Annotated in this window: 22 protein-coding genes; 12 read left to right on the top strand and 10 right to left on the bottom strand. The window is 77.0% G+C overall.

Going from position 1 to position 21,321, the window contains the following annotated elements; genetic code table 11:
* Positions 1–187 precede the first annotated feature (187 nt).
* The 3 genes from K1Y72_RS24865 to K1Y72_RS24855 all read right to left on the bottom strand — a co-directional run bounded on the left by K1Y72_RS24865 (position 188) and on the right by K1Y72_RS24855 (position 3,463).
* Positions 188–2,206 carry a CehA/McbA family metallohydrolase gene (locus K1Y72_RS24865; protein WP_220168870.1) on the bottom strand — a complete coding sequence of 673 codons (2,019 nt, stop codon included), beginning with the start codon at positions 2,204–2,206 and terminating at the stop codon, positions 188–190.
* Between the two features lie 148 nt (positions 2,207–2,354).
* Entirely contained in the window at positions 2,355–2,777 is a 423-nt protein-coding gene (locus K1Y72_RS24860; RefSeq protein ID WP_220168869.1) for a PPOX class F420-dependent oxidoreductase, read from the bottom strand.
* A gap of 65 nt (positions 2,778–2,842) precedes the next feature.
* Complete coding sequence (locus tag K1Y72_RS24855; RefSeq protein WP_220168868.1) at positions 2,843–3,463, bottom strand: nucleotidyl cyclase domain-containing protein; 621 nt, start codon at positions 3,461–3,463, stop codon at positions 2,843–2,845.
* Between the two features lie 295 nt (positions 3,464–3,758).
* Here K1Y72_RS24855 and K1Y72_RS24850 point away from each other — a divergent pair, with 295 nt between their 5' ends.
* The 3 genes from K1Y72_RS24850 to K1Y72_RS24840 are packed head-to-tail and all read left to right on the top strand — an operon-like array spanning position 3,759 to position 5,804.
* Positions 3,759–4,346 carry a sigma-70 family RNA polymerase sigma factor gene (locus K1Y72_RS24850; RefSeq protein ID WP_258573623.1) on the top strand — a complete coding sequence of 196 codons (588 nt, stop codon included), beginning with the start codon at positions 3,759–3,761 and terminating at the stop codon, positions 4,344–4,346.
* Positions 4,343–5,080, top strand: coding sequence for an anti-sigma factor family protein (locus K1Y72_RS24845; protein WP_220168867.1), 738 nt, complete (start codon positions 4,343–4,345; stop codon positions 5,078–5,080). The genes K1Y72_RS24850 and K1Y72_RS24845 overlap by 4 nt, the downstream gene beginning before the upstream one ends.
* 34 nt (positions 5,081–5,114) lie before the next feature.
* Positions 5,115–5,804, top strand: coding sequence for a hypothetical protein (locus K1Y72_RS24840; protein WP_220168866.1), 690 nt, complete (start codon positions 5,115–5,117; stop codon positions 5,802–5,804).
* Here K1Y72_RS24840 and hrpB read toward each other — a convergent pair.
* Complete coding sequence (gene hrpB, locus K1Y72_RS24835; protein ID WP_308287214.1) at positions 5,801–8,329, bottom strand: ATP-dependent helicase HrpB; 2,529 nt, start codon at positions 8,327–8,329, stop codon at positions 5,801–5,803. The two genes, K1Y72_RS24840 and hrpB, sit on opposite strands and share 4 nt — an antisense overlap.
* A gap of 523 nt (positions 8,330–8,852) precedes the next feature.
* Between hrpB and K1Y72_RS24830 the strand changes: the two genes are divergently transcribed.
* Positions 8,853–9,422: an NERD domain-containing protein gene (locus K1Y72_RS24830; protein WP_308287213.1), complete on the top strand. Its 570-nt coding sequence runs from the start codon at positions 8,853–8,855 to the stop codon at positions 9,420–9,422.
* Between the two features lie 24 nt (positions 9,423–9,446).
* Here K1Y72_RS24830 and K1Y72_RS24825 read toward each other — a convergent pair whose 3' ends face one another.
* Together K1Y72_RS24825 and K1Y72_RS24820 are read right to left on the bottom strand one after the other, a co-directional pair.
* Positions 9,447–9,920 carry a hypothetical protein gene (locus tag K1Y72_RS24825; protein WP_372452990.1) on the bottom strand — a complete coding sequence of 158 codons (474 nt, stop codon included), beginning with the start codon at positions 9,918–9,920 and terminating at the stop codon, positions 9,447–9,449.
* Positions 9,913–10,275 carry a hypothetical protein gene (locus tag K1Y72_RS24820; protein ID WP_220168864.1) on the bottom strand — a complete coding sequence of 121 codons (363 nt, stop codon included), beginning with the start codon at positions 10,273–10,275 and terminating at the stop codon, positions 9,913–9,915. Before K1Y72_RS24820 ends, K1Y72_RS24825 begins: the two co-directional genes overlap by 8 nt.
* Before the next feature lie 75 nt (positions 10,276–10,350).
* On the opposite strand from K1Y72_RS24820, the gene K1Y72_RS24815 reads away from it, so the two are divergent.
* Positions 10,351–11,040, top strand: coding sequence for a histidine phosphatase family protein (locus K1Y72_RS24815; protein ID WP_220168863.1), 690 nt, complete (start codon positions 10,351–10,353; stop codon positions 11,038–11,040).
* 2 nt (positions 11,041–11,042) lie between these two features.
* Here the strand turns inward: K1Y72_RS24815 and K1Y72_RS24810 are convergent, their stop codons facing one another.
* A complete protein-coding gene (locus K1Y72_RS24810; RefSeq protein ID WP_220168862.1) occupies positions 11,043–12,530 on the bottom strand; it encodes a helix-turn-helix domain-containing protein in 1,488 nt (495 codons plus the stop codon).
* Between the two features lie 247 nt (positions 12,531–12,777).
* On the opposite strand from K1Y72_RS24810, the gene K1Y72_RS24805 reads away from it, so the two are divergent.
* From K1Y72_RS24805 to K1Y72_RS24780, 6 genes are all read left to right on the top strand, one after another.
* Positions 12,778–12,918, top strand: a complete 141-nt coding sequence (locus K1Y72_RS24805; RefSeq protein ID WP_220168861.1) for a hypothetical protein — start codon at positions 12,778–12,780, stop codon at positions 12,916–12,918.
* Between the two features lie 69 nt (positions 12,919–12,987).
* On the top strand, positions 12,988–13,545 hold the full coding sequence (locus tag K1Y72_RS24800) for a hypothetical protein (RefSeq protein WP_220168860.1): 558 nt from the start codon (positions 12,988–12,990) through the stop codon (positions 13,543–13,545).
* Between the two features lie 77 nt (positions 13,546–13,622).
* Positions 13,623–14,669, top strand: a complete 1,047-nt coding sequence (locus K1Y72_RS24795) for a threonine aldolase family protein (protein WP_258573619.1) — start codon at positions 13,623–13,625, stop codon at positions 14,667–14,669.
* 71 nt (positions 14,670–14,740) lie between these two features.
* Complete coding sequence (locus tag K1Y72_RS24790; protein ID WP_220168859.1) at positions 14,741–15,934, top strand: thiolase C-terminal domain-containing protein; 1,194 nt, start codon at positions 14,741–14,743, stop codon at positions 15,932–15,934.
* Positions 15,935–16,054: 120 nt separating this feature from the next.
* Entirely contained in the window at positions 16,055–17,044 is a 990-nt protein-coding gene (locus K1Y72_RS24785; protein WP_220168858.1) for a lysylphosphatidylglycerol synthase transmembrane domain-containing protein, read from the top strand.
* Between the two features lie 1,140 nt (positions 17,045–18,184).
* On the top strand, positions 18,185–19,105 hold the full coding sequence (locus tag K1Y72_RS24780; RefSeq protein ID WP_220168857.1) for a LysR family transcriptional regulator: 921 nt from the start codon (positions 18,185–18,187) through the stop codon (positions 19,103–19,105).
* An 18-nt stretch (positions 19,106–19,123) separates the two neighbouring features.
* On the opposite strand, the gene K1Y72_RS24775 is transcribed toward K1Y72_RS24780, so the two are convergent.
* Positions 19,124–19,879 (bottom strand): dioxygenase family protein, encoded by a 756-nt coding sequence (locus K1Y72_RS24775; RefSeq protein ID WP_308287212.1) that lies wholly within the window; start codon positions 19,877–19,879, stop codon positions 19,124–19,126.
* 101 nt (positions 19,880–19,980) lie between these two features.
* Here K1Y72_RS24775 and K1Y72_RS24770 point away from each other — a divergent pair, with 101 nt between their 5' ends.
* Positions 19,981–20,478, top strand: a complete 498-nt coding sequence (locus K1Y72_RS24770; protein WP_220168856.1) for a MarR family winged helix-turn-helix transcriptional regulator — start codon at positions 19,981–19,983, stop codon at positions 20,476–20,478.
* Between the two features lie 39 nt (positions 20,479–20,517).
* Here K1Y72_RS24770 and K1Y72_RS37325 read toward each other — a convergent pair whose 3' ends face one another.
* Both K1Y72_RS37325 and K1Y72_RS37320 read right to left on the bottom strand, forming a co-directional pair.
* A complete protein-coding gene (locus K1Y72_RS37325; protein ID WP_308287211.1) occupies positions 20,518–20,886 on the bottom strand; it encodes a MerR family transcriptional regulator in 369 nt (122 codons plus the stop codon).
* Positions 20,883–21,104: a hypothetical protein gene (locus K1Y72_RS37320; protein ID WP_220168855.1), complete on the bottom strand. Its 222-nt coding sequence runs from the start codon at positions 21,102–21,104 to the stop codon at positions 20,883–20,885. The genes K1Y72_RS37325 and K1Y72_RS37320 overlap by 4 nt, the downstream gene beginning before the upstream one ends.
* Positions 21,105–21,321 lie beyond the last annotated feature (217 nt).

Here is a 21,321-nt window from a genome sequence, read left to right as displayed (position 1 = left end):
GAGCCCCCCACCGGTCAGGTAGCGCATTCGCGCGCGTGGCGCGGTCCCCGTGCGTCGGACGGTCCCCGCGCGGGGTGCGGCCGCCGGGTGACCAGGCGGTCGCCGTTCGTTGAGTTGCGGCGTGTTGGCCTCTTGAAACGTTTCAAGAGGCCAACACGCCGCAACTCAACGAGGGGTGACCCGGGGGTCATAGGCGGGTGCGGTAGACGGCGCGGGCCTGGGCGAGGAGGGTCAGGTGGTCTTGGAGCTGGGCGTCGGAGTCCAGGCGGGCGTGGCGGCGGATCAGGTCCTCCAGGCCGTCGAGGTAGTCCAGGCACCAGCGGACGTCCTGCTCGCGGGCCACGTGGCGGCCCTGGACGTCGGCGTAGACGGGGCTGGTGTGGGCGTAGGCGCCGGTGCGGTGCATGGAGTGGGCGTCGGGCGGGCCGGAGGCCACGGCCACCAGGTAGGTGGGGTCGGTGATGGTCAGTTCGGCTGTCGCCTCGCCTGACCTGGTTTCGGCTACGACGCCGTCCGCTGTGCGGATCTGGAGGGTGAGGGGGCCGGTGCCGGTCGTGCGGGCGGTGGCGGTGATCGTGTCGCCGGGGGCGAGGTCGAGGGTCGCGCCGGGGCCCCGGCCGTCGACCGCCAGCTCCAGCCAGGGGCCCGTGGTGGCGAAGGTGCGGCCGGCGCGGACCGCGCCGGCGAAGGACGCGGCGGTGAGCGGGCCGTCGACCTTGGCGTAGACGCGCTCCCAGCCGGGCGGGCTCGACTGGTTGCCGCGCCGCTGGAACGACAGCATCGCGTCGGTGCCGGCGGTCGCGGCGAGGCGGACGCCGGCGCCGAGGAGGCGCCGGTAGACGGCGGCGGTCGCCTCGATCGAGGAGTGGTTCAGCACGTCCAGGGTGTCGACCAGGCCGAGCGCGGCATCGGCGACGATCTCGCGGGCCGAGCAGTTGCGGCCCGCGGTGAGCGCGGCGCCCGGCGGGTCGTCCTCGGCCATCGGCAGGTGGAAGGGGTGGCTGTAGCCGAGGAGGCCGCCGAGCGCGCGCAGCTCGCGGGCGCCCTCGGCGTTCGGGGGCCAGTCGGCCGCGCCGAGGAAGCCGGTGTGGAAGCGGGCGGGCGGCGCCTCGACGCCGAAGGCGTAGAAGTGGCCGAGCAGGTCGTTGCGGTACTCGACGCCGACGCGGGCGAGGTGCGTCTCGTCGGACCAGGGCAGGTCGCGGCCCGCCCAGTGCGCGAGGGCCTCGCGGTCGTAGACCAGGTCGGAGGCGACGTTGCCGGCGACCAGGTTCAGCACGTGCAGGTCCTCGCCGTGCTGGACGGCGGCGGCCTGCGCGGGCGTGCCGACCGAGTCGCCCGTCCAGTTCATGTGGACGTGCATGTCGCCGCCGTACCAGCCCTCGGCGGCGGCGTCGTAGAGCCGTTCGGGCGCGAGCTCGACGAGGGTCTCGCCGCCCTCGCGCGGCATGATCTGGCAGGACGCGACGGTGTGCTCCATGCCGCGGGTGACCCGGACGGTGAGGGGCTCGGCGGGCACCTCCAGCACCAGGTCGTCGCCGTGGAAGTAGGGGCGGCGGTACGCGTCGACGCGGTGCGGGGCGCCGTCGGGGTACCAGCCCTGGCCCTCCCTGCCGGTGACGCTCCACCGGCACGGGACGCCCGCGCGCACGCGGATGCGGGCGGCCGGGACGCGGCGGGCGAGGCCGCCGAGGTCGATGGCGATGCCGTCGAGGACGACGCGGCTGCCCTGGGTGACCGGGACGATGCGGGCGCCGCGCGGCCCGAGGGCGTGGGCGGTGCCGTCCACCTCGACGGTGACCGGGTGGTCGCGGGCGGAGTCCAGCAGCAGCATGGTGCGGAGCGGGGCGTCGCCGGTGACGGCGAGGCGCCGGGCCTCCAGCCGCGCGCCGCCGGGGCCGACGCGGAGCGCGGCGAGGTTGTCGTGGACCTCCCCGGCGAGCGCGTCGCGGATCACCTCGTCGAGGTCGAGGCCGGCGATCCGCGCGTCGATCTCGTCCGCGCCGATGCCGGGACGGCGCTCCGCCACCTGGCGGAGGCAGGTGATCCAGAACGCGTGCTCGTCCATCAGGTAGGCGCTGGTCTCGATCTGCCGGACCAGCGGGATCGGGTCCTCGCCCCAGGCGGTGCCGTGCTCGGCGAGGAGGCGCCGGTACCGGTCCAGGGCGTCCGCCACGGCGGGCGGCGGTTCGCAGACTTCGCACATCAGGCGACCTCCCGGCGGCCCCGCGCACCGTGCCGGGGCCGCTGCCAGCGTGGCACGGAACGCGGGGCCGACAAAGGCCGCCGATACCCGCGCGGATACGAGTCCTGCACCCGGGGTGAAGGATCGTCCGCCGTGGTGGGGGGACGGTTCAGTCGCGCGGCGGCTGCCCGTAGAGCCGGTCCACGGGGAGGCGGAGGACGACGCGGCGGTCGGCGACCATGGCGCGCCGGTAGTCGTCCCAGTCGGGGTGCTCGCCGCGGATCGCGCGGTAGACGGCGACGAGCTCCTCGACGGTCGGGTCGTGCGGGTCGGCGGCGGGCGGCGTCAGGTCGGCGACGCCCTCGGCGACGGCCCAGGACCAGCCGTCGGGCGCCTGGACGTGCAGGCTCGCGCGCGGGTCGCGCAGCAGGTTGCGGTACTTGGCGCGGTCCGCGGTGATCGACACCCGGACCAGGCCGTCGGCGTAGTGGTAGTTGATGGTGGACAGCTGCGGCCTGCCGTCCCGTTTCAGGGTGGCGAGCACCCCGAGGTCGCGGCTTCCCACCAGCTCCGCCAGTCGCGCGTCGGTCATCGCGTCCCTCTCCGTCGGTCGTGCCGTCGCCAGGGGACAACCCCCGCCCCGCCCGCGTTCTTCCGTCACGCCTCCTGGCGCAGCGCGGGGGCGGGGAAGCCGCCCGCCGGACCGGTGCCGACATGGACGTAGCCGTGGAAGTCCTTGCCCTTGGCGTGCACCCGGACGGGCTGGAACGCCTCGGGCGGCAGCGAGCAGAGCCCGGTGCGGATGACGTCGTCGAACAGCGAGTCCGACACGACGTAGGCGAGGTCGCGCTCGTCCTTCGGGCCGAGGGTGCGGCGCACCGCCTGCGCGTCGACCAGCCGCTGGACGACGATCGGCGCGTCGCCCGCCGGGCCGAACGGGCCGGCGGTCATGGTGCCGTGGTGCAGCGCGGCGCGGACGCGGAGCCGGGGCTCGCCGCCGCGCTCGCCGTTGGCCGTGTGCAGCGCTCCGGCGAGCGCGATGACGAAGTCGCCGGCGACGTCCGCCGGGTCGACCTCCTCGGGCAGCGTGGCGAGCTCGCCGTCGCCGCCGACCTGGCTGGACCAGCGGGCGCGGTCGAGACCGATCGCCGCCGCGGCCCGGTTCAGCGCCTCGTGCAGCTGGCTCTGGGCCAGCAGTTGCTCCCGCAGGTCGCGCCTGCTGTACGCCTGGATGTCCACCGCCATGAGAAGCCGGTAGACCAGGTGGGTCCCGTTCATCCCCGATCGCCTCTCGCATCCGTGAGCAAGTCGGGCCCGCTGCCCTCATTCGCTCCACCGCCGGAGTGAGTGTTGCCCTTCGATGCCGGTCGTGCGGATCGGAAACCCTTCATGACCTCCTCACCTTCCATCGTGCCCGGTTCACTGTGAGACGCGACACCAGGCTCGACAGACCCAAAGGTAAGGAGTTCCTAGCGAACTAGTCACCTCGATTTCGGATCGCGCGCCGGCCTGAACCCCCCGGCGCGGGAGCCGCGTACCACCTCCCGACATGACACCTGTCCGGGAGTCCACGATGGCCCACAGATCCCCCACCGCGCCCGCCCCCCGCCCGGTCGCCGGGCCGTGGAGCTGGTTCCGCGGCGCGACCGACGCCGTCGACGACCAGGTGATCGTGACGGAGCTGTACCGGGTGTACGGCCGGCCGCTGCTGTCGTTCGTGCTCCGCCTCACCGGCGGCGACCGGCACTGGGCCGAGGACGTGGTGCAGGAGACCATGATCCGGGCCTGGCGGAGCGCGCACCGGCTCGACGAGAACGCCGCCTCGCTGCTCCCCTGGCTCGCCACCGTCGCGCGCCGCATCGTCATCGACGACCAGCGGCGCAAGAGCGCCCGCCCGCAGGAGGCGGGCGAGGGCCCGCTGGAGAACCTGCGGGCGCCCGACGGGATGGAGGACATGCTGCGCTCGGTGGTGGTGTCGGAGGCGCTGCTCGCCCTGACGCCCGCGCACCGCCAGATCCTGGACGCGACGTTCTTCCGCGACCGCTCGGTCAACGAGGCGGCCCGCGAGCTCGGCATCCCCGTCGGCACCGTCAAGTCGCGGGTGTACTACGCGCTGCGCGCGCTCCGCGTCGCCCTGGAGGAGCGGGGGGTGACGCCGTGACGGCCGCCGTCCTGCACACCGACGTCGCCGCCTACGCGCTCGGCCTGCTGGAGGACGCCGACCGGCGCGCCTTCGACCGCCACCTGGCGTCCTGCCCGCCCTGCCGCGGCGAGCTGGCCGGGCTGCGCGGCCTCGCCGGGGCGCTGGAGGGGATGGCGCGCCGGGGCATGGCGCCGGTCGAGGACCCCGGCCCGCCGCCGCCCGACCCGGCCGTGCTGGCCGGCGGGCTGCACCGGCGCGCCGCCCGCGCCCGGCGGGCGCGGCTGCCGTACGTCCTGGCCGGAGCCGCCGCCGGCGTCGCGCTGCTGGCGGGCGCCGCCGTCACGGGCCTCACCCTCGGCGCCCGCCACGAGGGCGCGCCGCCGCCCGCCGCGAGCAGCCCGAGCGACGGGACGGCCGCGCTGCTCGCCTCGGGCGCCGCGATGACGGCCACCGACGCGGGGACGGGCGTGACCGGCACCGTCGCGGTGCAGGGCAAGGCGTGGGGCAGCCAGATCGGCCTGCGGCTGAGCCGCGTCCGCGGGCCGCAGGAGTGCCGCCTGGTCGCCGTGGACACCCAGGGCCGCGCGCACCCGGTCGCCGGGTGGTCGGTGCCCGCCGCCGGGTACGGGCAGCCGGGCGCGCCCGCCCCGCTGACGCTCCAGGGCGGGACGGCGCTGAAGCCCGCCGAGATCACCCGGTTCGAGGTGCGGTCGGCGACGAGCGACCGGACGCTGCTCACCCTGCGCACCTGATCGCCGGGCGGCGGCCGCCCGATACGCTGGGCCGATGAGCACCCGTTCCCCGGCCCCGCGCCTGCTGCTCCCCGCCCTGCGGGAGGTCTACGACGCCTACGCGCGGGCCGCCGGGGAACTGCCGGGCCTGCCCGGCGCCCTGCAGGCCGAGGTGTGGCTGTCGGCGCAGCTCGGCACCCTGGAGGCGTCGGCGCCGCACGCCGAGGGCCACCGGGCGGCGCTCGGCGACCTGGTCTCCACGCTGCGCGCCGCCGGGACGCCCGGCGCGCGCCTGTTCCTGAGGGGCCTCGCCGCGATCGGCCCGGACGAGGTGCGCCGCGTCGCGGCCGGCGCCGCCGACGAGATGGACGCCGCGCTGCCCGCCTGGGCGGGCGACCTCGGCGCCGTCACCGCCGGCCTCGTCTGGCTGATCCAGGAGGGCCCGCTCGACGGCGACCGCCTGATCTGCGAGTTCCGCTATCCGGACGGCCGCTCCCCGCACGCCCTCGCCGCCCGGCTCGGCTACGGCGACGAGCCGACCGAGCTCGTCGTCGTCGGCGACGTCCCGGCCCTGATGAGCGCCGCCCGGCAGGCCATGCAGGCCGAGCTGTGCGTCGTGCAGCCCTACGACCCGAAGGCCGTCGGCCCCCGCCTCCGCACCGCCCTCGCCCCCGGCCGCACCTTCCCCGACGCCGTCCACCCGGCCCTGGCGATCGCCCGCCACCGCGCCGCCGCCCTCCCTTAGCCGCGGGGTTTGACGCGGCGGGTGGGGGTCGCCTGGGCGGGGTCCTCGGGCCAGGGGTGGCGGGGGTAGCGGCCGCGCAGCTCGGCGCGGACCGAGCGGTAGCCCTCCCGCCAGAACGAGGCGAGGTCGGCGGTGACGGCGGCGGGCCGCCCGGCCGGTGACAGCAGGTGCACGACGAGCGGGACGCGGCCGCCGGCGAGGCGTGGGGCCGCGTCCCAGCCGAACAGCTCCTGGAGCTTGACGGCGAGGACGGGCCGCTCGCCGGAGTAGTCGACCCTGATCGACGAGCCGGACGGGACGGTGATCCGCTCGGGTGCCAGCTCGTCCAGGCGGGCCGCGCACTCCCAGGGCAGCAGCCCGCGCAGCGCGGCGGTCACGTCGATGCGCCGCAGGTCGGCGCGGCGGCGGGCCTTCGGGGCGGCGGCGATCCATTCGGCGGCGCGGCCCAGCAGGGCGGCGTCGTCCACGGCGGGCCAGGGGTCGCCGAGCGCGGCGCGGCAGAACGCGAGCCGCTCACGCAGGGCGACGGCGGCGGGGGTCCAGTCGAGCAGGGCGAGGCCCTCGGCGCGCAGCCCGTCGGCGAGGGCGGCCGCGACGCGGGCGGGGCCGGGGTCGCGCAGCGGGCGGGCGTCCAGCTCGATCGCGCCGAGCCGCTCGACGCGGCGCGCGACGACGTCGCCGTCCCGCCAGGCGACCTCCTCCCCCGCCGCCAGCAGGGGCGCGGCGGCGCGGCGGGCGACCTCCTCGTCGATGACGACGGCGAGCGCGGCCCGTGCCGACGCCGCGCCGGACGGCCGGTCGGCGACCGCGACCGCGATCCACTCGGGGCGGGCGGCGGCGAGCGCCGAGCCATCGGCGAGGGCTGCGCCGGTGCCCGACGCCATCAGGTAGGCGCCGCGGCGGGCGCGCGCGACGCGCTCGGGGAAGGCGAGCGCGACGACCAGGCCCGCGACGTGGTCGTCCGCGCCGCCCGCCGCGCGGCCGGCGGGGACGGCCCTCTCCAGGCGGCGGGCCTCGTCGCGCCAGCGCGCGGCGTGCGCGCCGGCGGGACGGCCGCCGCGGCGCAGCGCCCGCCAGACGGCCGTCAGGTCGTCGCCCGCGCCGCGCGGCGGCGGCTCCGACAGCAGCGCGACGACCTCGGCGGCCGGGCGGGCGCCGACCTCCCGCGCGCCGTCCAGCAGCGCGCGGGCGAGGCGCGGGTGGACGCCGATGCCGCCGAGCCTGCGGCCGCGGTCGGTGGCGCGGCCCTCGGCGTCGGTCGCGCCGAGCGCCCGCAGCGTCGCCCGCGCGGCCTGGAGCGCGGCGGGCGGCGGCGGGTCGGGCAGCGCGAGCGAGGCGGCCGACGGGTCGCCCCAGCAGGCCGCCTGGAGCGCGAAGCCGGTCAGGTCGGCCAGCTCGATCTCCGGGCGGGGCCGGGCGGGCAGGCGGTCGTGCTCGGCGGCGCTCCAGCAGCGGTAGACGATGCCGGGCGCCTCGCGGCCGGCGCGGCCGGCGCGCTGGTCGGCGGCGGCGCGGGAGGCGCGGACGGTGGTGAGCGCGCCGAGCCCGCGCGCGTGGTCGGTGCGGGGCTCGCGGGCCAGGCCGGAGTCCACCACGATCCGCACGCCCGGGACGGTGAGGCTGGACTCGGCGACCGAGGTCGCCAGCACGACGCGGCGCCGCTCCCCCGGCGCCAGCACCGCGTCCTGGACGGCGGCGGGCGCCTGCCCGTGCACCTGGAGGACGTCGAACGGCCCCGCCAGGCGCCCGGCGACGCGCGCGATCTCGCCGACGCCCGGCAGGAAGCAGAGCACGTCGCCGGCGTGCTCGGTGAGGGCGCGGCGGACGGTCGCGGCGACGTGGTCGAGCAGGGCGGGGTCGGCGCGCGTGCCGTGCGGGGGCGGCAGGGGCCGCTCCGGCGGCGCCCAGACGACGTCGACGGGGTGCAGGGCCGCCTCGGTCTCGACGACGTCGGCGTCCAGCAGCCGCGCCCAAGGGGCGGTGTCGGCGGTGGCGGAGGCGGCGACGAGGCGCAGGTCGGGGCGGAGCGCGGCGCGCACGTCCAGCAGGAAGGCGAGGGCGGTGTCGGCGTCCAGGTGCCGCTCGTGGCACTCGTCCAGGACGACGGTGCCGACGCCGGGCAGCTCCGGCTCGTCCTGGAGGCGCTGGAGCAGTACCCCGGTCGTGACGACCTCGACCCGCGATCCGGGCCGGTGCTCGCCGCGCACCGTCACCCCGACGCGGCCGCCCACGCGCTCGCCGAGCAGCCACGCCATCCGGCGGGCGGCGGCGCGGGCGGCGAGGCGGCGCGGCTCCAGCACGACCACCCGGCCGCCGTCGTCGCCCCCTGCGGGCGGGCGGTCGGGGGCGAGGCCGGCGAGCGCGAGCGGCACGTAGGTGGTCTTGCCGGTGCCGGGCGGCGCCGCGAGGACGGCGGCGCCGCGCGCCTCCAGCGCGGCCGCGAGGGCCGGGACGGCGCGCCGGACGGGCAGGGCGGCGGCCGCCTCGGCGCGGGACGCGCCGGGGCCGGTGTCGTCGGGGTGCACCGCCCCAGTCTGCCGCCCGTGCCGGCCCGCGGTGACCGGCACCCGGCCGCGGCCGGCCCAGCGGGCGCCGGTAATGTGGCGCCCGCCACCGCCAGAAGTCTCCGACCCTTGCGGCGATAGTTGCATCGGTCATTTCACGAAAGACGACCGAATGCTGTTCAAGGGCAGGTCAACGACACTCGAAAGATGTCCCAGCATATCCCCGGCATAACGTCGCGTCTTGCGCCATGGCTTGCTTTTGCGTTTCACTTCACTCACCGGTAGATGTGCACCGCAATGGCGCGGGTAGGACCACATTCGGCTCGTCACCGCAGGTGCAGGAGGTCGGGAGATGATCGGCGGATCCATCTATCTCAGGGACAGGGCGGCGTTCACGGGCGGCACCGAGCAGGCCGTCTACGCCGAACTCTGGCAGCGCGGTCGGCAGACCCGGCTCCGTCGCCGTGCAATTTTCACTGTAAGTTCTCTTATTCTGCTCTGGCTGCTGGCCGGTCCGGTATTCGGCATCGTGGGCGCCGTTGTCGTGGCCGCTCTCGACACCTACTTCCACTGGCACGGCTGGAACCTGTCGCGCACCTGGCGGCTCGGGCTGCGCGGCGACCAGCGCATGAACAAGCTGCTCCGCTGGACCCTGGAGCGGCGCGGCTTCCGCACGCTGCACGCCCGTACCGTCCCCGGCCACGGCGTCGCCGACCAGATCCTCGTCGGGCCCGGCGGCGTCTGGCTGGTGCACAACGAGGCGTGGCACCCCGAGGCCGAGATCGCCCCGCACGGCGGCCGCCTGTTCATCGACGGCCGCACCAAGACCGCTCTGGTGAAGGGCCTGCGCGAGGCGGCCGGGACCACCGCCCGGCTGCTGTCGGAGCGCACCGGCCGGGAGGTCGAGGTCACGCCGGTGCTCGCCGTGCACGGCGGCCGGCTCGCCCGCTCGCCGTTCCTCGCCGACGGCATCGTGTTCGCCACGCCGCTCCGGCTGGTCCGCTGGATCGGCGCGCACCCGACGGCCGAGCTCACCGCCGAGCAGGTCGAGGAGATCGCCCGCGCCGGCGTGCACATGCTGCCGATCAGCGGGCGCACCATGGAGGCCGCCTGAGCCGGCCGCCGCGTCCCGCGCGGATCAGACGCGCGCCGCACCGCCCGCCGCCCGGACCTCTCGCCGGGCGGTGCGGCGCAGCCACCAGAGGCCGATGACGGGCAGCACCAGCGGCACGCACCCGTACCCGGCGCCGTAGCCCGACCAGACCGTCGGCTCGGGGAAGGCGCCGGGGTCCAGCAGGCTGTAGGTGCCGACGATCAGGACGCCGGCCAGCTCGACCGAGCAGGCCGCCACCGCGACCCGCCGCGAGGTGCGGCCGCCGCGGGCGAGCGCCACCGTCGCCAGGATGTAGATCAGCGCCGCGATCGCCGACAGGGTGTAGGCGAGGGGCGCGTCGGCGAACTTCGTGGCGATCTGGACGCCGGCGCGCGCCGTCGCCGCCAGCGCGAAGATCCCGTAGACGGCGACGAGCAGCCGCCCCGGCCCGCCGCCGGTGGCACCGCCGCGCGCTCCGGCCGGCTCCCCGGCCCGCTCGGTCTCGCTGGACTCAGGCACTCCCGCTCCACAACTGGTTCATCCGCACGATCATGACGGCGACGGCCAGGCCGGCGACCACGATCACCGTCGGGCCCCACCGGCTGCGCTCCAGCAGCCCCCACAGCACGCCGGCCGGCGGGATCAGCAGGATCGCGACCAGGTACCCGACGAACGTCGCGGGGTGCGCGGGGCCCTCGCCGTGGGCGAGCTTCACCGACCCGACGGCGAGCTGGACGGCGAGCAGCGCCTCGACGGCGCCGGCGCCGGCGATGTCGCCCCAGCCCATCGGGCGGTCGCGCAGCGCGGTGATCCCGCTGAAGGCCGCGGCCAGCAGCGCCACCACGATGATCGCGGTGGCCAGCACGTTCGTCATAGGGCTCCGAGGGTACTACTACGCCGCGTAGAGGACGGACCCGCGGTCGCGGCGCGACGGCCCGGCCGTGGCAGCATGTACGCCGTGAACGCGCTCGAATGGCTGAACCTGACCCGGCACGGTGAGAGCACCGGCAACGTCGCCTCGATCGCGGCCCACGAGGCCGAGCGCGAGGAGAACGGCATCGCCCAGCGCGACGCCGACATCCCGCTGTCGGACGCCGGGCGCGAGCAGGCCGCGCTGCTCGGCCGCCGCCTCGCCGCGCTGCCGGAGGACGAGCGGCCGGCCCTCGTCCTCGTCTCGCCGTACGTGCGCACCCGCGACACCGCCCGCATCGCCCTCGACCAGCTCCCCTACGCGCCGCGGGTGCGGGTGGACGAGCGGCTCCGCGACCGCGATCAGGGGGTGCTGGAGGGACTGACCTGGCACGGTATCCGGCGCCGGTTCCCCGAGGAGGCCGAGCGCAAGCGGCGGCTCGGCAAGTTCTACTACCGGGCGCCGGGCGGGGAGTCGTGGGCCGACCTCGCGCTCCGCCTGCGCAGCCTCTACCACGAGCAGTCCGGGCGCGTCCTCGTCGTGACGCACGACGCGATCGTGGTGATGACCCGCTACCTGGTCGAGGAGCTCACCGAGGAGCAGGTCATGGCGGTCGAGAAGACGCCGGTCGCCAACTGCTCGCTCAGCCGGTGGCGCCGCGCCGACGGGCGGCTCCAGCCGGTCGCCTACAACGACACCTCGTTCCTCACCGGCGCGTCCGCGCGCTGACCCTAGAGCGCGTCCCCGGGGTCGTCCAGGCGCGCCGCGCGGGCCGCGACGGCGGCGCGGCGCGGGTCGCCGGCGGGCAGGCCGCCCGCGAGGCGGGCCAGCACCTCGGCGTCGGCGTCGCCGATCCCGTTCTGCGCGAACGCCCACAGCGTCTCGGTGCCGCCGTCGTCCAGGACGCGGCGGCGCAGCCGCACGTTCAGCTCGTCGCGCTCGGCGCGGATGCCGGGGGCGTCCGACAGGGGCAGCAGCTCGCCGGCGCAGAGCGCGGCGGCGCCGCGGACGTCGCCGTCGTCGAGGCGGCGCCGGACCGCGAGCAGGTCGGCGTCGACGTCGCAGTCCAGCCGGTAGGGCCGGGCGCGCAGCAGCTCGCCGAGGTGGGCGCGCAGCCGGTGGATCTCGGCGCGGACGGTGATCGGGCTGCCCTCGTCGCCGTACAGGTGCGAGGCCAGGCGTCCGGCGCTCAGGCCCTCGGGGTGCAGGGCGAGCAGGGTGAGGATCTCCGCGCGCCGGCCCGACAGCGGGACGCGCCGCCCGTCCAGCAGCGCGGCGGGCGGGCCGTCCCCGAGCAGGCGGAGGGTGAGCCGGTGCCGGGGCACGCCGGGGGCGGTGCCGGGGCGCAGCAGGAACACCTCGCCGAGCGGCTCGGCGACGGCGGTGAGGCCGCCCGGCAGGGTGATGCGGCGGCCCGGCGCGGGCGCGCTCAGCCGGTGGCCGCGCCAGCGGGCGGGCTCGGCGAGCACGACGCGGCCGGTCGGGGTGACCAGCAGCCCGGTGCCGCCCGCCAGGTGCCGGGCGTAGCGCTCGCGCAGCCGCTCGTCCTCGCGCTGCAGGCGCACCTCCAGGCGCGCCTCGGCGAGCCGGGCCGCGGCCTGGACGAGCCGGACGGCGGCCGGGTGGAGCTTTTCGGAGACGCCGCTGACGTCCAGGCAGCCGACGACGGTCCCGGTGTCGGGGTCGGTGACGGGGGCGCCCGCGCAGGACCAGCGGTGCAGGAACCCGGCGGCGTGCTCGGCGGCGTAGACGTACTCGGGGCGGCGCGCGGCGAGCGGGGTGCCGATGCCGTTGGTGCCGACGACGGTCTCCGACCAGCAGGTGCCCTCGGCGAGGCCGATGCCCTCGGCGGCGCCGCGGGCCCGCGCGGAGCCCTCGCTCCACAGGACGTGGCCGGCGCCGTCGGTCACGACCATCACCGTGGCGCCGTCGCCGGCGACGTCGCCGAGCAGGCCGCGCAGCACGGGCAGCTCGCCCGCCAGCGGGTGGGCGCGGCGGGCGGCGGCGAGGGCGTCGGCGCCGAGGACGAGCGGCGCCGCCGCCAGCGCGTCCAGGTCGCCGCCCCGCCGGCTGCGGTGCCAGGAGTCGCGGATCGCGCCGCGCACGGTGCCGTCCCGCTCGGGCGCGGGGTACCCGCGCTCGTGCGCGCCGGCGAGCGCGCCCCGCAGCCGTACGGGGTCGGCGCAGGTGTGGGGCTGCACCGGGGCCTGCTCGGGCATGGGCCTCCTCCTCGGCGTCGCCGGCCGGCGCGGCCGCGTTCCGAGCATCAGGCGGGCCGCCGGGGCGCGCAACCGATTCGGGGGATCCGGTCTGCCGTCGCACCGGGACGGCGCGCGGCCGTGGCCCGGCGGCAACGTGCATGCAACCCTGCGGCGGCTAGCCTGGCGGTCGCCGCCGATCCGCGCGCCGCGGGGAGGGGGCGCGCCCGGCGGGGGCCGGGGCGGAAGACCAGGGGGAGTGACCGCCATGCTGTGCCTGACCTGCCGACGTGTCCGTCCGGCGCTGAGCGTCGCCGACTACACCGCCGCGCGCGCCCGCCTCATCACCCGGCACGGGCTGTGCCTCTGCGCGCCGCCCGTCCCGGCGAACGTCACGCGCGGAACCTGACCCGTTTTGATGCCGTTCGCCTAAAATTCAGGGAGGCACTTCCGCCGCACCGTCCCCCCGAGGAGCGTCATGGTCCCGTTCGCAGCCCTGGTCCGCCGGATCGTCGCCGAAGCCGAGCGCCAGGTGCGCGGCGGCGTCGACCTCCTGGTGGGGCTGGGCGGGGACCGCGAACGCGTGGCCGAGCTCGAACGGCTGCTCGGCGCCTACGGGGAGCGGGTGCGGCGCCTGGAGGAGGCGCTGCACGGGCAGGACGCGGGGCTGCGCCGCGTCCGGCAGAACGTCGAGGCGCTCGTCCGGGAGCTGAACGAGCGGCTGCTGCCGCGCCTGGACGAGCGGATGGACGACGCCGAGCGCGACGTCGCGGCGCTCGCCGCCGGGGTGATCCGCAACGGCAAGGACGCGGCCGAGACCGCCGGGCGGCTGGACGAGGCCGAGCGGCGGATCGGCTCCCTGCGCACCCAGCTCGCCCAGATCGAGCAGCGGGCCGGGCTCTGGCGCGATCTGCAGGCCAACCTGGCCCGCCTCGGCGAGGACGTCGACGCGCTGCGCGCCGGGCTGCGCGGGGTTCCGGCACGGCCCGCCGAGCCGCTCGCCGAGGCCGCGCAGGAGCCCGCCTCGGCCCCGTAGGCGCGGGCGCCCCGTCCGTTGCGTCCGGTTCTCGCTACGCTCGGGACCGTATCGGCTCAACGGACAGGATCACGGCCTTGACCTCGCACGACACCGGGCTCCCCAGCTTCGCCAGCGACAACTGCGCGGGCGTCCACCCCGAGATCATGGCGGCGCTCGCCGCCGCGAACGCCGGCCACGTGCCCGCCTACGGCGACGACCCGTACACCGCGCGGCTCGCCGGCGCCGTCCGGCGGCACTTCGGGGCGGACGCCGAGGCGTACCCGGTGTTCAACGGCACCGGCGCCAACGTCCTCGGGCTGCGCGCGATGGCCGACCCGTGGAGCTCGGTAGTGTGCGCGGCGACCGCGCACATCAACGTGGACGAGACCGGCGCGCCCGAGGCGAGCGCGGGCCTGAAGCTGGTGCCGGTCGCCACCCCGGACGGCAAGCTGACGCCCGAGCTCGTCGCGCCGCACCTGGTCCGCTTCGGCGACCCGCACTTCGCCCAGCCGCGCATCGTGTCGATCAGCCAGGTCACCGAGCTCGGCACCGTCTACACGCCGGACGAGCTGGCCGCGCTCGCCGAGCTGGCGCACGGGCACGGGATGCTGCTGCACATGGACGGCGCGCGGCTCGCCAACGCCGCCGCGGCGCTCGACGTGCCGCTGCGGGCGGTCACCACCGACGTCGGCGTGGACGTGCTGTCGTTCGGCGGCACCAAGAACGGCGCGATGATGGGCGAGGCCGTCGTCGTGCTGACGCCCGGCGCCGCGCGCGGCGTCCCCTACCTGCGCAAGGCGACCACGCAGCTGGCGTCCAAGATGCGGTTCGTGTCGGCGCAGCTGTCCGCGCTGCTCGACGGCGACCTGTGGCTGCGCAACGCCCGGCACGCCAACGCGATGGCGCGCCTCCTCGCCGAGGCGGTCGGCGACCTGCCGGGGGTGAAGGTGAGCCGCCCGGTGGAGTCCAACGCGGTGTTCGCGCTCGTCCCGCCGGGCGCCGCCGCGCGGCTGCGCGAGCGCTACGCCTTCTCCACCTGGGACGCCGCGACCGGCGAGGTGCGCTGGATGTGCGCGTTCGACACCGCCGAGGAGCACGTGGCGGGCTTCGCCGCCGCGCTGGCGGCCGCACTCGACGGGTAGCCAAGCGAGCGCTCGGTTGGCCGTCGGGCTATCGTGGTGCCGAACCGTATTCGGCACAGGAGGCGAGCCTGATGGCCAACCGCACGTTCGTCGTCGGCGTGGGCATGACCAAGTTCGAGAAGCCCGGCTCCCGCGACTGGGAGTACCCCGACATGGCCAAGGAGGCCGTCGGCAAGGCCCTGGAGGACGCGGGCGTCGCCTACGACAGGGTCGAGGCGGCCTACGCCGGCTCCATGTACGGGTCGATGGGCCAGCGCGCCCTCTACGAGACCGGCATGACCGGCATCCCGGTGATGACCGTCGCCAACGCCTGCGCGACCGGGTCCAGCGCACTGTTCCTGGCCCGCCAGGCGGTGCGCGGCGGCCTCGCCGACTGCGCGCTCGCGCTCGGCATGGAGAAGATGCAGAAGGGCTCGCTCGGCGCGGGCGTCGGCAAGTCCAAGGTCACCATCATCGACCACCACCTGAACTCGATGGTCGCGGGCCGCGAGTGGGAGATGGACAAGGCGCCGATGCCGCAGATGTTCGGCAACGCGGGCCGCGAGCACATGGAGAGGTACGGCTCGACGCCGGACCACTTCGCCTGGATCGGGTGGAAGAACCACAAGCACTCGGTGCACAACCCCTACGCCCAGTTCCAGGACGAGTACTCGCTGGACGACGTCCGCAACGCCACCATGATCTTCGACCCGCTGACCAAGCTGCAGTGCTCGCCGACCAGCGACGGCGCCGCCGCCGCGCTGGTGGTGAGCGAGCGGTTCCTCGACGAGCACGACCTGTGGGACCAGGCCGTGGAGATCGCCGGGCACCACATCGCGACCGACACCCCCGACAGCTTCGCGGGCCATTCCTCCATCCAGGTCGTCGGGTTCGGCTGCTCGCAGCGCGCCGCCGCCAAGGCCATGGACGAGGCGGGCGTCGCCATCGACGACGTCGACGTCATCGAGCTGCACGACTGCTTCAGCGCCAACGAGCTCATCACCTACGAGGCGCTCGGCATGGCCGGCGTCGGCGAGGGCCACAAGCTCGTCGACGACCAGGCCACCACCTACGGCGGGAAGTGGGTCGTGAACCCCTCCGGCGGTCTCATCTCCAAGGGCCACCCGCTCGGCGCGACCGGCATCGCGCAGTGCGCCGAGCTGACCTGGCAGCTGCGCGGCAAGGCCGGCGCGCGGCAGGTGGACGGCGCGCGCGTCGCGCTCCAGCACAACATCGGCCTCGGCAGCGCCTGCGCCGTCGCGGTGTACACCAAGCCGGAGCGCTGAGACCGGGCGATCGGGCGGCGGGCCGGTCCGGCCGGGCCGCCGCCCGATCGCAGGCCACCGTTTCCCCAAGGAAAAGCCGCAGGTCGCATAACCTTCAGCGGACTGGCCGACAACAAGGGTGTGGAAACGATCGCCGCCCGGCCGCCCCGGCGCCGCGCCGCGTGGTGGCCCCTGCTCGCGCTCGCGCCCCTCGCCGCCCTGGTCTTCGTCCCGCTGCCGTCCCTCGGCCGCGTCCGCTGGGAGCTGGTCCCCCTCCTCGCCCTCCTCGCCGTCCTGCACTACCTCTGCGCGGCGGTGACGCTGCGCGCCGCGAGCGGCCATCCGCTCCCGCTGCGCGAGGCGACGCTCGCGCAGTTCACCGCCGCGGCCGCCAACCGGGTGACGCCCGGCGGCCTCGGCGCCGCCGCCGTCAACACCCGCTACCTGGTGTGCCGGGGCCTGCCCCTCCCCCGCGCCGCCGTCGCGGTCGCCGCCGCGCACGTGGCGGGGCTGCCCGCCGACCTGCTGCTCGCCGCCGCCGTCCTCGCCGCGTCCCGCGACGGGCGGCTGCTCGGCGTCCTCGGCGACCACGCGGGCGACGCCGCCCGCGCCGTCCCCGTCGAGGCCGTCCTCGCCGCCGCGGGCCTGGCGCTCGCGGCGGCGGCGGTGTGGGGGCGGCGGGCGCTCCGGTCGGCGGCGGCGCGGCAGGCCGTCGCGGGGCTGCGCGACCTGTGCCGGCGGCCCCGCGACTTCGCGCTGATGATGGCGGCGTCGGCGGCCACGACCCTCGTCATGGGCACCGCGTTCGCGCTCAGCGCGCTCGCCGTGCCGGGCGCGGGCGCCGCGCCCGGCGCGCTGCTCATCGCCTACCTGATCGGCGCGGCGGCCGGCACGGCGGTGCCGGTGCCGGGCGGCGTCGGCTCCACCGAGGCCGCCCTCACCGCCGCCCTCGCCGGCCTCGGCGTCGCGGCGGGCCCGGCGCTGCAGGCCGTCCTGCTGTTCCGGCTGGTCACCTTCTGGGCGCCGGTGCCGGTCGGGCTGCTCGCCGCCAGGACGCTGCGGCGGCGCCCGCCGCGAGCGCCGGAAGCGCCGCCAGCGCGAAGCACGCCGGCAGGGGCGCTCGCCCGATGAGCGCCCCGGCGCCCGCCGCGCCGAGCGCCGACCCGGCGTTGAACGCGGTGTTCACCCACGTCGCGGCGCGCACGCCGGGCGCCATCAGGTACGCGGTGGTGAGCGCGGGCGCGATGACGACGCCGGTCGCGGCGGCGACGGCGGCGAGGACGGGCAGGCCGGGCGACGCCCCGGCGGCCGCCGCGAGCAGCCCGAGCGCGCCGGTCAGGACGGCCAGCCGCGAGCGGAGGCCGGACCGCCAGCGGACCGCGCCGTAGGCGAGGCCGCCGAGGCCGCTGCCGGCGGCGAGCGCCGCCTCGATCCAGGCGGCCGCGGCGGGGCGCCCGTGCGCGGCCGCGAACGCCACGAACAGCAGGCCGAGCGCGCCGAGGCAGAGCCCCGTCGCGGCCGTGAGCGCGACGGGCGTCGCGATCGGACCGGCGTCCTCGCTCGCGGCCGCAGGGGCGGGCCGGGCGTCCATCCCGGCGACCATGCCGAGCGTGCCGGCGAGGACGAGCGCCGCGCTCAGCGCCACGCCGGCGGCGGGCTCGGTGACGGCGGCGAGGAGGCCCGCGATCAGCGGCCCGGTGACGAGCAGCAGCTCCTCGGCGACGCCGTCGAGGCTGTAGGCGCGCTGCACCAGGACGGGGTCGTCGAACATCCGGCCCCACAGCGTCCGGGTGACGGGGCCGAGCGGCGGCGTGCAGGCCCCCGCCGCCACGGCCGCGACGACGACCGGCGCGCCGGGCCGCCAGGTGAGGGCGGCGAGCGCGAGCAGCAGGACCGCGTAGAGCGCGGCCATGGGCGCGAGCGCCCGCCGCGCGCCGAACGTCTCGATGAGCCGGCCGCGGGCGGGCGCGAGGGCGCAGCTCGCGGCCCCGAACGCCGCCAGCGCGGCGCCCGCGAGCGCGTAACCGCCGTTGCGGGTGATCGCCAGGGTGAGGGAGAGCGGGACGACGCCGTAGGACAGCCGCCCGATCAGGGCGGCGCAGAGGAGCCGGGGCGCGCCGGGCGCGCGCAGCACGACGGCATAGGACATGGGGAGGTTCCTTCGGGGGAAGGCCGTGGGGGGACGCCGGAGTCGCTCCGGTGTCTACGCACGGGGAAGGAACATGGCGCCGACCCTAGCGCACCCTCCCCGAGGTGCTATCCCTGTTGCCCATGAGTGAGTTCACCGTGCTCGGCCTGCGGGTCGTGCGGGAGGCGGCGCGGCTCGGGTCGTTCTCGCTGGCGGCCGAGCATCTCGGCTACACCCAGTCGGCGGTGTCGCGGCAGATCGCGCTGATGGAGCAGGCGGCGGGGCGTCCCCTGTTCGAGCGGCAGGCGCGGGGCGTGCGGGCCACCGAGGCCGGGCGGCTGGTCGTCCGGCACGCCGAGGCCGTCCTCGGCGAGCTGCGGACGGCCCGGCAGGGCCTCGCCGACCTCGACGGCCGGCCGCCGGGGCGGCTGCGCGTCGGCGCGGTCGCGACGGCGATGGCGGCGCTCGTCCCGCGCGCGATCGCGACGCTCGCCGAGCGGGAGCCGGGCACCGAGGTGCCGCTGCGGGAGGGGCCGACCATCCGGCTGCTGGCCGCCCTCGCCGGCGGCCGCCTGGACCTCGCGGTGGTGCCGCCGCCGGCGCGCCCGCCCGCCGGCGTCTCCCTCGCGCCGCTGCTGGACGACCCGCTGCTCGTCGCCGTCGCCCTGGACCACCCGCTGGCGGGCGCGGGCGCCGTGCGCCCCGCCGAGCTGCGCGCCGAGCGGTGGATCACCGGCAGCACCGACCCGGGCACGACGCTGCTCGGCGCCTGGACGGGCGGGGAGTGGGAGCCGCGCGTGGCGTTCACCGCCCGGGACTGGGTCGCCAAGCTCGGCCTCGCCGCGGCCGGGCTCGGCGTCACCGTCGTCCCGGGCCTCGCGGTGCCGGCGCTGCCGCCGACGGTCGCGGTGGTCCGCATCGACGACCCGCTCGCGGTGCGGCCGCTCGCCGCCGCCCGCCGCGCGGACGCCCCCGAGGATCCGCGCGGCCGGGCGTTCACCGAGATGCTCCTCGACGCGGCCGCCGACCTGTCGGCCGAGCTGCGGCGGCGGCTGCGGCCCTGACGCCGGCGCCGGTGCCGGTCAGCCGAACTGGAAGGACCGCTTGGCCAGGCCGAACCAGAAGCCGTCGATGACCGACCGGCGGTCGGCCTCGCCCGCCGCGCCGAGCGCGACGAACAGCGGCGCGAAGTGCTCGGTGCGCGGGTGGGCGAGGCGCGCGGCGGGCGCCTTGTCGCGGAAGTCCAGCAGCGCGTCCACGTCGTGGCCAAGGACCGCGCGGTCGGCCCAGTCGTCGAACTCGGCCGACCAGGCGGGCGGCGGCGCGTCGGGGCCGGCGGCCATGCCGCGCAGGTTGTGGGTGGTGAAGCCGCTGCCGACGATGAGGACGCCCTGGTCGCGCAGCGGCGCGAGGCTGCGGCCGAGGTCGAACAACCGCGCGGGGTCCAGGGTGGGCAGCGACATCTGCAGCACCGGGACGTCGGCGCCGGGGTACATCTCGACGAGCGGGACGTAGGCGCCGTGGTCGAGGCCGCGCGTCTCGTCCTGGTGCAGGCCGGGCACGAGCCCGCGCATCTGCGCGGCCAGCTCCGGTGCGCCGGGCGCGTCGTAGCGGACCTGGTAGTAGTGCTGCGGGAAGCCCCAGAAGTCGTAGACCAGCGGCGCCGGGGCGGTCGCGCCGATGCTGGCGGGCGCCTCCTCCCAGTGCGCGGAGACCATGAGGATCGAGGCCGGGCGCGGCAGCCCGGCCGACCAGGCGGCGAGCTCGCCCGTCCAGACCTCGTCGTCGGCCAGCGGCGGCGCACCGTGGCTGAGGTAGAGCACCGGCATCGCGGACATGGCCCGCCTCCCCTTCGATTGAACGTTCAATCGTCACTGTAGGCGGCGGAACTTGAAAGCTCAAGTTTTGAACGCTCAAGGGCCGCGGGTACGCTGCGGGCGTGGACGAGACCCGCTGGCTGGACGCCGAGGAGCAGCAGACCTGGCGGGCGTTCCTGTGGACCTCGCGGCTGCTGACCGAGGCCCTGGAACGCCGGTTGCAGCAGGAGGCGGGCCTGCCGCACGCGTACTACATGATCCTGGCGATGCTGTCGGAGGCCCCGGACCGGACCCTGACGATGAGCGACCTCGCCCGCGTCGTGCGCTCGTCGGCGAGCCGCCTGTCCCACGCCGTCGCCCGCCTGGAGGAGGCCGGCTGGGTCCGGCGCGCCAAGCACCCCGGCGACCGCCGCACCACCCTCGCCGTCCTCACCGACGCCGGCTTCGCCGTCCTCGCCGAGGCCGCCCCGGGGCACGTCGAGGCGGTCCGCGAGCACCTGTTCGACCCGCTGACCCGCGAGCAGGTCCGCCAGCTGCGCGGCTGCCTGGAGAGCGTGCTGTCCTCCCTCGACCCCGACGGCGAGGCCCGCGACGTCCTCCCGGCCGGGCCGCCGTCGTGACGGCCCCGGCGGACGGTCCCGCGCCCGTCCCGGCCCCGCCTACCGGCGTTCGGCGGGATCGCCGCGCGGCGAGGCGCGGCGCCGCGAGCTCCTCGACCGGGTCACCGACCACCTCGCCGCGAACGGCCCGTCGATGCGCCGCTCGACCTCGGCCAGCTTCATCCGGGCCAGCCCGGCGTCGCGGTGGCCGGCGGCGAGCAGCCCGGCGATCTCGTCCAGGGTGAACCCGAGGCGCTGCGCGGTCTTGACCGCCCGCAGCACCGCGACCGTCCCGGGCGGGTGCAGGCGGTGCCCGCCGGGGCCGCGGTCGGGTTCGGGCAGCAGCCCGCGCCGCTCGTAGTAGCGCAGCGCCTGCGGGTTCACCCCGGCCGCCGCGGCGACCTGCCCGCTGCGCACCGGCCCGCTCACCGGGCGGCCGCCTCGGCGCGGGCGGCGAGCGCCGCCAGGACGTCCGCGTGCCGGCGCGGCACCGTCACCTCCAGTACCAGCGCCCCGCCGATCCGCAACGTGAACTCGAAGAACGAGCAGCACGCCGCTTCGGCCGCCGCGAGCCCCGCCGTCCGGGCCGCGACGCCGTCCGCGCGACGCAGGCACACCCGGAGGCGGTCGTCCGCGACACGCTCCACGCCGATCGCCGCATCCGACCTGCACGATGTGCGGATACCGACGAGCACCACACGGTGTCGCTCTGCCCGCAGTTCCCCGACCAGCGGCACCCTCACCTGAACCCGCCATCCGATTCCGGCACCCCTTGGCGTTCTCGTGTGACGGCTGGGTGAACCGGAGCCCTAGGGGCCTGGCGGCTCGCCAGGCGTACATCGGCGGGTAACGGTCCTTGCCGGA

Origin of the sequence: Actinomadura parmotrematis, from assembly GCF_019458805.1 — a bacterium.
In the GTDB taxonomy this organism is placed as follows: domain Bacteria; phylum Actinomycetota; class Actinomycetes; order Streptosporangiales; family Streptosporangiaceae; genus Spirillospora; species Spirillospora parmotrematis.
This window is presented reverse-complemented; position numbering and strand designations above follow the sequence as displayed.